Below are 12,311 nucleotides of genomic sequence, written 5' to 3'. Positions count from 1 at the left end.
TAAAATGTCTTACATAATGGAAGTTTATTTATAGAAGTTTTTTAATAATATAGAAGTCTCTTTATAATATAGAAGTATATATATAATTGTACTTATTAAAATCTCAAAAGTTAAAATGCCCAAGTAAACTGCTTAAATAGTACTCCCGAACAATTCATATTTACTGCTCGTCCACAAAATTGACGCTGAAATAATTACGGTGAAGAACAAGCACTTTCGCCGAAAGTATTACCAAAGAATCCTGTCTCAGGTTAATACTCACAGCTGCTAACTTCGGCTGTGTCGGCGGGAGTACTTATTCTTCACCTATTGTTTCTAGCATCAATTTCTAATCAATCTTTGCAATTAGATATATATTACTAATTAGTACTATATCTCGCCATAAGTCATTGGTATACAGAAAATGTTGTTTTAACAGTTCCTAATACACTATGAATCATGGATGTTGAATATGGAAAGTAAGCAATTAATGAACTCAAAAACTCATTTAAGAGATTTCAAGTTCTGTTTTTAATTATTCCCAATAACTATTATCTGTACCTTACCTCCATCGTTTATTGGTCTGTCAAAATACAACTTTATTGATGGATAGTCAGTATTTATTTCAATATCAGAATATTTTTTAGCTGTTAAGCTTCCCTTATAGTCCTTAACATATATTGCTACATTTGAATCAAACAAATATACCATGTTATTTATTTTAATACGCTTGCTGTCAATGGCTTGAACACGTATACCAGCTAAATCATGAGTTACGACATTTGAGAAGGTGCTTACCTTATTGTTGTACAGCTTCATTTTCAATACAGAACCAACAATTACTCCAGATATGGGAGTTGCGGTCTTAGATATATATGTATAATTATCAGAGCCAGATACAAGATTATATTGATAGTATGCTGAATTTTCATCAGCTAGATTTTTATTACTTGGCTCAATAATGCTTTTAACAACATAATTTCTATATTGCTTATTGAAAATATCATTTGTCAGAATAACACACACATCATCAAAGTCACCTGTAGTTGCTAGATATTTTACTTTGCCTGCTGCCTGTACTCCGTCAGGTATGTCGTTCCACTTAATTAAATTAACGGTTTCATCAGTATAATTAAATATTTTTACATTGTCTGTAATATAGTTATGTCCTATTTTTCGTTGATATCTGTCCACTAAAATTTCAGCATCATTCCTATAAGCTAACTTTAATAGTGCAACTGTTTCGTCATCTACATATGAATACTTAACTAATCTCCATTTATATCCACTTGCATTCTCTGCAATTTTATATGTTTTTGTTGTTCCGTCAACATGCATAAGACTTACTGTATAATATACTTTTCCATAATCAGCAGCCGCTTCAGATACCTTAGTAGCGCAGTCAACAACAAATGCATATTCCTTATTATTATCGTCTTCTACATAGTATGCATCAACTACCTTGCCGTCATAGCCTAATACAACAGACACATGGTCATCAACACCAAATGAACCATTTGAAGAATTGAATTTATCTATTTTTGCAGTTTCACCCAAATCATATTTTACATTGTTTATTTGAATTGCTGTTGGAGCATATTTATTTGGAAGAATGCTAGTAATTTTCCCTTCAATTTTATTGTCAATTACCAAATAATATATTAAAACATTCAGCTTGTTATACACTTCATATACAACATCTTTATCTTTTATATCGTCCAAAGTAATTTTTTCACCAATTACACTTGTAGCAGGTGATACACTATTATCAATTGTATTTCTCAAAATAGGGATATTAGCTTTAAATGCGATATTTCCAAGCTTTTTTGTATCAGGATTAAAATCAAACGCAACCTCCGGCTCACTATATACCCAATTAGCTTGATCATTTGTAAGTCCAGCTGATTCCTTAAGAGTTATGCCAGCATCCTGTGTATTATTTTTTTTAATATTAGTATTAAGCATTCTGCCAATCATAATAATAACGCTGCTGGTTGGCACCTCATCATTTGTATTGTAATTAAAACCAGTAGTAAGTCCCAAGCTTTTAGCTTTATCAATATGCCCCTTCGGCCATATTCCAACAATATCATTGCTAGTATATCCAAGAGCATTTACCATAGCAGTACATAATTGAGCAAAGGTAACATTATTTTTAGGCTTAAATTTTCCGTCTGCATATGCTGTTAAATACCCTTTATTTACAGCAGCATTTATGTATCCGCACAAATCAGATGTTTTAGCTACATCTGCAAAAGTAGTAACTTCTCTTAAGGACTGTGCTAATTCGTAATTTCCAGTTGAATTTATTATTATTTTAGAAAACACATCTCTAGTCATCTTACTAGTTGTGTTTAATTCTGATTCTTCTATAATACCCATGGTTTCAAGCTTTGTAAGTGTATCCCTCCAAGCAGCCTGAGTCTGTGTACCGTTAGCTGCATATGAAAATGTTGTTGAAATACACAAAATAGCAATCATTGTAAGGGTAATTATTTTCTTTAGCATTGTTTATCCTCCTCGTTAACTATTATTTATTTAACTTTCTCTAAACTGGCAAAAAGCACTTCATTCTTTTAACTAGTTAATGCACTTTGTTTGCATAATCTCTACACTTGCTAAAAACGCTTGCGTTTTTGCTACCCGAAAAGGCACCATGTATAAGCAAACTATCCTTTCGGGTTATTCAAATCTAAGTGCCTCAATAGGATTTAAGCGTGCTGCCTTATATGCAGGGAAAATTCCAAAAAGAATTCCTTCTGCTAAAGATATACTAAATGATAGTATCATCCAAAATGGCGAATACACCACTGTTGTTATTTTTAGTCCACCAATTACAAAGTGGATGATGCAAACTCCAACCAATATTCCAACAAGTCCTCCTAGACCAGTCAGCATTACAGCTTCAATTAAGAACTGAACCAAAATGCTTCTTCGTTTAGCTCCAATAGCCTTCCTTATTCCTATTTCCCTTGTTCTCTCTGTTACTGAAACCAACATTATATTCATTATACCTATACCGCCGACAACAAGCGAAATGGCTGAGATTCCTGCAAGCACAACTGTCAGAGTATCTGTTATGGAATTTAATGTATCTAATATTTCTGCCTGATTCATAACATTGTACAAGCTCTCATCACCATATACAGAATATAAATATGCTTTAATGCTGTTCATTGCAAGTTCAACTTTATTGGCATCGGCTGCTTGAGCGGTAAAGTTTCTTATAACTGCATTTCTGCTGATTCGCTGTGCAACTGTAACAGGTATAATGACCTGATCATCTTCACTGGAGTCCTGGCTGCCAGCTGTTTCCTGTAAAAGGCCAACTACCTTAAATTCATTTCCATTGATTTTAATTGTCTGTCCTACTGGATTTAAGCCTGCAAACAAATCATTTGCAACAGTGGTACCTATAACTGCTGTTTTTAGTTTATTTTCATTGTCAAAAGCTGTTATAAACCTTCCCTCAGAAACATGCTTGTTTTTTATGTATTCATATTCCTCACTTGTTCCTATAACTGTTGTATTTACACTTTGTGTTCCTGCTTTCAAAGTCATATTATTAGTTACAGTAGGTGCAAGCAAGCTAATAATATCACTGTTCTTGTCTGCATACTCCTTCAATTGCTCATATGTAATTTGCCTATTACTGCCTCTTCCCGTTATGCTTATATTAATCAGATTACTGCCCAGACCTTTAATTGAGTCGGTTATACTAGCTGTGCTTCCTTGTGCAAAGGCTACTGCTGTTATAACAGCACCAACACCTATAATTACACCAAGCATAGTAAGAAAGGAGCGACCTTTGTTACTTTTTATACTTTTTATTGCCATTTTGAAGGCTTGAAAAAAGCCCATCTACACCGCCTCCTTGTCCTCAATAATCTGACCATCCTGAATTTTGATAATTCGTTGAGCTTGGGCGGCTATACTATTATCATGTGTTATCAGCACAATTGTATTTCCTTTTTGGTGCAACAATTTTAAGGTTTTTATAACTTCCGCACCTGACTTAGTGTCAAGATTTCCTGTTGGCTCATCTGCCAATATTAACGGAGGATTGCTTACAAGCGCACGTGCTATCGCTACTCTCTGCTGCTGACCTCCTGATAATTCATTTGGAGTATGGTAAACTCTTTCTCCAAGCCCAACCATCTCAAGGGCTTCAATACTTCTTCGGATTCTTTCCTTATGTTTAACTCCCTGATAAATAAGCGGTAATTCAACATTTTCAACCGCTGTAAGTTTTTTTAGAAGATTAAAACCTTGAAAAATAAAGCCTATTTTATAGTTTCTAATTTCAGCAAGCTGATTGTCTCTCAGCTTGCTGACTTCCTTTCCATCCAAATAATATTTTCCTGATGTTGGTACATCCAAGCATCCCAGTATATTCATCAACGTAGATTTACCAGAGCCAGAAGGACCAATAATTGATACAAATTCGTGCTCTCTGACATGCAATGACACATTATTTAATGCATATACAGAGTTATCGCCCATATTATAAATCTTACACATATTTTCTATTCTTATCATAATCATATCCACACCCATATCTGGGCAAATAACATAGAAATGGCATGGACTTGGCACCTCCTTTGGTTAAATTAATAGCTTTGAATTAAGTTTTTCATCAAAACTAAGAAATCCGATAATTTAACATTAACCAGTTTTAATACATTCCATATACTTTGTTAATGCAATTAATTATCTATTTCTGTTGCCACCGAAAGTCATACCTCCGCCACTTGGCATTCTGCTGCCCATACCACCTGAAGGCATTCCTCCAGGCATTCCTCCGCCCATACCAGGCATTCCGCCTGTAGGCATTCTACCACTCATGCCGCCCATGCCTCCCATGTTAAAGCCGCCAGAAGTTCTCGCATTTCCTCTTTCTCCGTTGCTTGCCTCAGCAAGTGGTGGAAGTATAACTTCATCACCTTCCGATAATCCACTCTTTATTTCGATATATGTATCACTTGCTAAACCAACCTCAACAAATACCATAGTTGCATTCGCGTAATACTCTTGATTTTGTGTAAACACAGTTGGCATCCTTATATTTTTATTTGAAGCAGAAAATTCATCTTGCTCATTACCATTATTTCCCTGATTGTTATCAGATTTTTGAACATTTTCTGTTGTGTTAGCAGAAGACTCCATATTTTCAGGAGGGGTTTTCCCTTCTCCTCCAGTTTGAACTTGCTCATTTTCACCTTCTGATTTACCAGCAGAAGCATCCCTATTTGCAGGCGGGGTTCTTCCTTCTTTTCCAAATTCAGCTTGCTGATTGCCACCACCTGCTTTACCAGCTGAAGCATCCCAATTTGCAGGAAAAGTTCTTCCTTCTCTTCTAGGAATAGCTTGCTGATTTGCACCTTCTGTTTTACCAGCTGAAAAATCCCAATTTGCTGGTGGAGTTCTTCCTTCTTTTCCAGACTCAGTTTGCTGATTTGCACCTTCTGTTTTACCAGCTGAAAAATCCCAATTTGCTGGTGGAGTTTTTCCTTCTCTTTCAGGCATTGCTTGCTGATTGTCTCCTTCTAATTTACCAGCAGAAGCATCTTTATTTACAGAAGGAATTCTCTCAGGCTGAGTTTGCTTATTGTCTCCATCTGATGTGCTGGTAGAAACACCCCTGCTTACAGGAGCAGTTCTTCCTTCTCTTACAAGCGGAGTTCGCTGATTAACACCTTCTAGTTTACCAGCAGAAGCATCCCTATTTACAGGAGGGGTTCCTCCCTCTCTTCCTGGCTCTGCTTGCTGATTCTCACCTTCTGATTTATCAGCAGAAGCATCCCTATTTACAGGAGGAGTTCTTCCTTCTTTTCCTGGCTCAGTTTGCTTATTGTCACCTTCTGATTTACCAGCAGAAGCATCTCTATTTACAGGAGGAGTTCCTCCTTCTCTTCCTGGCTCGACTTGCTGATTGTCACCATCCGATGAACCTTTTACCCAGACAAAAGCTCTATTTCCTATTTTAGTTACCGCCTCAATAGGCAGCAATAAAGCATTCTCTGCTTTATCTATTATAATTCTCGCATTCGCATTCATTCCAGCAAGCAGATTTTCCGTCTCATTTATTTTAATAGTAACATCATATGTAGCTACACCATTAGAAGAAGTACCTTCCATAGCTTTGTATATAACTTTACCGCTGCGAGGCTTTGTTAATGTTTCCGATAATGCATCTACAGTTACCGAAACATCTTGTCCAACCTTTACCTTTGAAATATCAAGTTCATCAACTGATATTGTAAATTGCATTTGGTTAAAATCTCTTATACTAAGAAGAGCAGCACCTCTTTGTAAGCTGTCTCCCTGTTCAGCAGAAACAGAAGAAATTGTTCCGTCAAATGGAGCATATACTTTGTAGTCTTCTAGGTTCTTCTTAGCTGCAGCTAATTGATTTTGTAAATCCTGCATTTTTAACTCATTTGTTTTTGAGGTAATTTGCAAATCATCGTTGTTAATTGTAATTAACACATCACCTTTGTTAACATATTGGTTTTCTTTAATGTTAACAGCAGAAAACTCTCCAGATATTCCAGCTTGAACAGTCTTCTTATTTTCATATGCAAATTTTCCAATATCCTGACTTACTATTTCTGTCCCATTACTATTAATCAAACTTACGCTTGCTGTTGATGAATCAGTTAATGTACCCGGATTAGTTACCCTAACCACTACATTTTGAACCATTCCACCATTTGAAGAATTATATGTATTATCATCAATTTCAGTGATAACCCCATCAATTGTGTCATATTGCTCTTGCAAATTAACCTGTACCTTTTGACCAACTCTTATATTTTTTATATCCGCAATACTGAAAGGTACTGAAATTATCAAATTTGTTGTATCAGTTATTGTAAATAGGCTCTTACCATTGTTAACGCTTTCACCTTCTTCTGCTTGAACGCCCGTAACTTTTCCGCTAAAAGGTGCTGTAATCACGAGATTATCGTAATTTTTCTCACTAGAACTTGCATTTAACATTGCCTGACTTATTGAATTCTCTATTTTTTGGATGTTTAGCTGTGCATCATTATCATCTATTTCATACAGTAAGTCCCCTTCTTTTACTGTATCCCCCTCTTTAAAATAGGCTTTAATGATTTTGCCCTCAACATTTGACATTAAATCAGCTGTATTTGCTGATGTAATAGTTCCAGAACCTGTTATGCTAACCTCAATGTTTCCTCTTGTAACCTTAGCAGTTCTTTGAACTGTAGTTGAAGCGCTTTTTGAAGCATTGTTTTTTGCTAAAATAAATCCACCTGCAGCAATTGCAATAACTATTGCACCTACTATGGAACATATAATAACTTTTTTACGGCTCCATTTGATTTTCTTACTCCCCATATGCATGATTTCACCTCTTAAATTAGTTTTTCATTAACTTTTCTAATTCATATGAATTAATTTTATTATACAAATATTAAAAAAATATGATTAAAATGTGAATACTATGTGATTATTATCTGAACAAAATGAAAATAAAGTAGTATACAAAATTTGTTGTATTTTGTAAGTAAGTTTTTCTCATTAATTAATTGACCCGATTATTTTAAACATAACTTTAAAATTAAAAGAAGAGCAATAAATAAAAAAACAAGGCATACACATAGCATACGCCTATTTGCATCCTTGTTTTTTAATAAATAATTTCATTTAATTAATTTTTGGTAAGAAAATAATATTAATTTCCTGCATTAGCAGTGACGGTAGTCTATAATCCTTTTACTCTTCTTTTCACTTCTAGGAAGACTTCCAATTCCACTGGCCTCAGCAATAATTTGTATTCCAATTTTCTTTTTGAAAATATCTACAATACTATCTTCTAAATCTGAGCGGTCAGTATCACCGTCTGAATTATACTCAACCTTGAGTGTCATAACATCCTTGCCATTTATGTGGTCAATTATTATTTGATATTCACTGCTAACCCCTTCAACTTCTCGAAGAACTTCATCTATTTGACCAGGATAGATGTTTACACCTTTTACCTTTACCATGTCATCTGTTCTGCCGATTATTCTGTCTATACGAGGATATGTACGTCCACACTTACATTTTCCAGGAATTATTCTAGTTAAATCTCTGGTTCTGTATCTTAAAAGAGGTGCACCCTCTTTCCTCAATGTAGTAATAACAAGTTCACCTGTCTCACCTTCAGGAAGAACTTCTCCTGTTTGTGAATCAATAATCTCAAAGTATAGGTAATCGTCATAGTAATGCATTCCATCATGATAGTCACAATCAATTCCTATGCCAGGTCCATAAATCTCTGTAAGTCCATATATATCATAAATTTCGATATTTAACTCATTCCTAATACGCTGTCTCATTTTTTCTCCCCAGCGTTCAGAACCTATTACACCTTTTCTCAAATTAATCTGTGAACGGATTCCTCTTTTTGCAACCTCTTCAGCAAGCACTAATGCATATGACGAGGTTCCAATTATAACTGTTGACTTCAAATCCATCATCATTTGCAGCTGTTTATCAGTGTTTCCAGGGCCCATTGGCACAGCCATTGCACCTAGTTTTTCCACTCCAGCTTGAAAACCAATTCCTGCTGTCCACAAGCCGTATCCAGGTGTAATTTGAACTCTGTCTAAAGGAGTAACACCAGCAATCTCAAAACTCCTTGCCATCATTATAGCCCAATCCTCTACATCCTGCGCTGTATAAGGAATTATTATCGGCTTTCCTGTAGTTCCTGATGAAGAATGTATTCTAACAACCTTTTCATCGGGAACTGCCTGTAATCCAAGGGGATATACGTCTCTTAACTCTTCCTTTGTAGTAAATGGCAGTTTTTTAATATCTTCCAGACATTTTATTTCTTCAATATTAACTCCGCTCTTATTGAACTTTTCCTTATAGAATGGACTATTTTGACTTACATTAACAAGTAATTTTTTTAACAACTCGAACTGAACCGTACTCATCGTTACTCATCTCTTCTCTTCATATTATATTTTAATTATTAAATTTCGCACTAAAATCTGTCGTGCGAGGAATTTATCAACTAAAAGTTGAATTAATTTCTTTTATTATTATACAAAATACCACATAAAAAGTCTATCCTTATGCTGTTAATAGTTCTCATTAAAATACTGCTAAAATACTGCTTTTAGGTCACATTTCTAATTAATTATTCAACTTTCTCACCGCAAAAATCTTTCTGTGTTTAAGCTTATCAATGGCTTGTTGACGAAATAACCCGAAAGAACTAATTCATGCAATTATTTCTAATCCAACTTTCCATTGATAAGTTTAACGCCTACGATTTTCAACTGAGAAGGTTGAACTAATTAGTGTCTACGAAAAATTAACTGTACATGGCTAATTTACTAATTATTTTGACTGCGTTGTTGAAATGAAATCATACCCCATCACAAAAGCCTTCTCATTTAATTCTCTGAACTTCTGAGGTACATTTTCAACAATTGCTTCAAGCATAACTTCTTTGCTAAAGGGCATCTTACCTACAGCTGTTGCAGCACCTAAAAGCACAACGTTTACAGCTTTGACTGAACCTGCCTCTTTAGCTATATCATAGCCATCAATAAAATAAATTTCTTTTGAATTATCCTCTATGTATTTTGTAATTCCTTCAATGTCATACTGGGATGCTCCTAAAGAAGCAGATACAGGTTTTATCACCTGAGTATTAATTATGCAGCAGCCTTCCTTTGAAAGCCTTTGCATATTTCTCGCAACTTCTGCCAGTTCAAAGCCAATTAGCATGTCTGCAGTGTTAAAAGGTATTATTGAACCGGACTTTTCGCTATTTATTCTTACATGGCTAACTACACAACCGCCTCTTTGAGACATTCCAATAGTTTCAGAAGTTCTTGCAAAGCTTCCCTGTTTTATAGCAGCAGCTGCAATAAGTCTTGATGCAAGCACAGTTCCCTGTCCGCCAACACCAGCTATTAAGATGTCATATTTAGAATTAATCATTTTTCACACCTCCTAATGGCATTAAATGGACAGACATTTGTACACAAACCACAGCCATAACAAAGGGAAGGCTCTATTTTAACCTCTCCATCCATAATAGAAATTGCTGGACATCCAATGGTATTAATACACCTTTTACAGTTTTTACAATTTTCATTAACCTCGTATAATTCGGTGGGTTTAAACAATGCAATACAAGGAGCCTCAAATATAACTACAGAAGGGCCATTAAACTCTACCGCCTGCTTTATAAGTTCAACAGCATTTTTAAAATCTAATGGATTGCCCTTGGTTATATGTCCAACTCCACAGGCTTTTACAACACTATAAATATCAATTTTGTTTGAAATACTGTTCATCATAGTTTTACCAATGCCGGGATGAGGCTGATGCCCAGTCATTGCGGTAGTGCTGTTATCAAGTATAATTACTGTAATATCGGTATTATTGTAAACAGCATTTATTATGCCAGGTATTCCAGTGTGGAAAAAGGTTGAATCTCCAACAAAGGCAACATTCTTTGTATCAGGCTGTGTTCTATGAATTCCCTGCGCCACAGTAATACCTGCTCCCATACACAAGCAAGTGTCCACCATATCTAATGGCTTTGCATTTCCAAGGGTATAGCAGCCAATATCCCCTGAGAATACAGCTTTTTGTCCCTTTAAGGCCACTTTTGTTGCATAGAAAGATGCTCTGTGAGGACATCCAGCACAAAGTACAGGTGCTCTAGTTGGAAGTGCTGGTATTTCAGCTTTTTCACCTTCAGCTATTTCAACACCTATGAATTTTGCTAAAGCAGAATAAACCAATTCAAAGGTATATTCTCCTGCACATGGCAGATGATGAGTTTTCTTTCCTAATATATTTACATTTTTCTTGTTAGCTGCACAGTATAAAGTCAATTCTTCTTCAAGAACAGGGTCAAGTTCTTCAAATACAAGTACTTCGTCTAATCCAGAAAGGAACTCTTCTGCTTTATCCTTTGGCAGTGGATAAGGAGTTCCAGCCTTAAATACCTTTATATCAGCCTTTAATTTCTCAACTGCTTCGGTCACATATGTATAGGCTACTCCAGATACAGCAACTCCAAGCCTGCCTTTTCCATAAACTTGATTAAACTTGAGTTTTGAGAAAATATCGCTTAATTCATCTTGAAGCTTCTCAATATGAATATGTTTTCTATATGATAGATTTGGAAATATAACCCAATTAAGGTCTTTAACAAAACCTTCTGGCTTATTACTAATTCTTCCATCATCTACATCAATTGTAGCACATGCATGACATACTCTAGTTGTTGGTCTTAAAAACACTGGTAATTTAACCAGTTCCGATAGTTCAAAAGCATATTGAACCATTTCGTAAGCCTCTTCAGGGGTAGAAGGGTCTAATACAGGAAGATTTGAAAATTTAGCAAAATGTCTGGTATCCTGCTCTGTTTGCGATGAAAAAGGGCCTGGATCATCTGCAACTAATATTACCATTCCGCCCTTAACACCTATATAAGCTAAAGTCATTAGGGGGTCAGCTGCCACATTTAGTCCAACCTGTTTCATTGTAACCATTGTTCTAGCTCCGCTGTAAGCTGCTCCAGCTGCAATTTCCATTGCAGACTTTTCATTTACAGACCACTCTACATATAAATCTCCCGGATTATTATGCGCTATGGTCTCAAGTACTTCAGTAGAAGGCGTTCCGGGATAGCCTGTTACCACATTAACTCCGGCTCTTATAGCACCAAATGCTATTGCCTCGTTACCCATAAGTAATTTTTTACTCATTTTACCTCCAATTGCCCACTGAGCATAAAATATTAAATCTATCGGTTGGCAGCCTCTGCTTTGCAAAGGCTCATTACCCAAATTTGCCCAAAGGCTAAGTATCAAATTAATATAATAAATTCTTAAAAATCGCTCTCTTTTTATATTAAATCAAATATCAATATAAAGCAAATGTTGATGATAAAATGTGATGCTTTGAAGATAAAAAGTAAAAATAGAAAAGCAAATTATAGTAATGAGTTTTTTATTATTATCTTAAATTTATATCAAAAAAAGGCTTTTGCAATACAACAAATTCTGTATACCATTGACTTATTGCTAAAATAGTACGCGAGTGCAATATATATCTTATTGCGAAGCTCGGTTAGAAATTGATGATAGAAATAGTAGGTGAAGAACAAGTATTGTAGCCGACACAGCGGAAGTCAGTAGCTGTGAGTATTAACCCGAGACAAGGAGGTCGAGTGTAATACGGTCGGCGGAAGTGCTTGTTCTTCACCACAAATATTTCAGCATCAATTTCGTGAGCGAGCCATAGATATATATTGCATGGGAGTACTATTTAAGCAA

Annotated in this window: 7 protein-coding genes; all 7 read right to left on the bottom strand. The window is 35.4% G+C overall.

Annotation, left to right across the window (positions count from 1 at the left end; genetic code table 11):
* Positions 1-510: 510 nt before the first annotated feature.
* The 7 genes from EHE19_RS06970 to iorA all read right to left on the bottom strand — a co-directional run bounded on the left by EHE19_RS06970 (position 511) and on the right by iorA (position 11,741).
* On the bottom strand, positions 511-2,487 hold the full coding sequence (locus tag EHE19_RS06970) for an S-layer homology domain-containing protein (RefSeq protein WP_137696619.1): 1,977 nt from the start codon (positions 2,485-2,487) through the stop codon (positions 511-513).
* A gap of 174 nt (positions 2,488-2,661) precedes the next feature.
* On the bottom strand, positions 2,662-3,840 hold the full coding sequence (locus EHE19_RS06965) for an ABC transporter permease (RefSeq protein WP_137696620.1): 1,179 nt from the start codon (positions 3,838-3,840) through the stop codon (positions 2,662-2,664).
* Positions 3,841-4,518 carry an ABC transporter ATP-binding protein gene (locus EHE19_RS06960; RefSeq protein WP_137696676.1) on the bottom strand — a complete coding sequence of 226 codons (678 nt, stop codon included), beginning with the start codon at positions 4,516-4,518 and terminating at the stop codon, positions 3,841-3,843.
* A gap of 171 nt (positions 4,519-4,689) precedes the next feature.
* Positions 4,690-7,347, bottom strand: a complete 2,658-nt coding sequence (locus EHE19_RS19710) for an RND family efflux transporter (RefSeq protein WP_244648353.1) — start codon at positions 7,345-7,347, stop codon at positions 4,690-4,692.
* A gap of 350 nt (positions 7,348-7,697) precedes the next feature.
* Positions 7,698-8,939, bottom strand: coding sequence for a phenylacetate--CoA ligase family protein (locus EHE19_RS06950; protein WP_137696621.1), 1,242 nt, complete (start codon positions 8,937-8,939; stop codon positions 7,698-7,700).
* 409 nt (positions 8,940-9,348) lie between these two features.
* Entirely contained in the window at positions 9,349-9,957 is a 609-nt protein-coding gene (locus EHE19_RS06945) for an indolepyruvate oxidoreductase subunit beta (protein ID WP_137696622.1), read from the bottom strand.
* Positions 9,954-11,741 (bottom strand): indolepyruvate ferredoxin oxidoreductase subunit alpha, encoded by a 1,788-nt coding sequence (gene iorA, locus EHE19_RS06940; RefSeq protein WP_137696623.1) that lies wholly within the window; start codon positions 11,739-11,741, stop codon positions 9,954-9,956. The genes EHE19_RS06945 and iorA overlap by 4 nt, the downstream gene beginning before the upstream one ends.
* Positions 11,742-12,311: the final 570 nt, after the last annotated feature.

It is taken from the genome of Ruminiclostridium herbifermentans, assembly GCF_005473905.2.
GTDB classification, from domain to species: domain Bacteria; phylum Bacillota; class Clostridia; order Acetivibrionales; family DSM-1351; genus Ruminiclostridium; species Ruminiclostridium herbifermentans.
The sequence above is the reverse complement of the archived record's forward strand: the minus strand, read 5'-3'. Positions and strand labels throughout refer to the sequence as shown.

Bases quoted from the DNA above. Each gene is read 5' to 3' on its own strand.
- EHE19_RS06970 (WP_137696619.1), bottom strand. From the start codon at position 2,487: ATGCTAAAGAAAATAATTACCCTTACAATGATTGCTATTTTGTGTATT.
- EHE19_RS06965 (WP_137696620.1), bottom strand. From the start codon at position 3,840: ATGGGCTTTTTTCAAGCCTTCAAAATGGCAATAAAAAGTATAAAAAGT.
- EHE19_RS06960 (WP_137696676.1), bottom strand. From the start codon at position 4,518: ATGATAAGAATAGAAAATATGTGTAAGATTTATAATATGGGCGATAAC.
- EHE19_RS19710 (WP_244648353.1), bottom strand. From the start codon at position 7,347: ATGGGGAGTAAGAAAATCAAATGGAGCCGTAAAAAAGTTATTATATGT.
- EHE19_RS06950 (WP_137696621.1), bottom strand. From the start codon at position 8,939: ATGAGTACGGTTCAGTTCGAGTTGTTAAAAAAATTACTTGTTAATGTA.
- EHE19_RS06945 (WP_137696622.1), bottom strand. From the start codon at position 9,957: ATGATTAATTCTAAATATGACATCTTAATAGCTGGTGTTGGCGGACAG.
- iorA (WP_137696623.1), bottom strand. From the start codon at position 11,741: ATGAGTAAAAAATTACTTATGGGTAACGAGGCAATAGCATTTGGTGCT.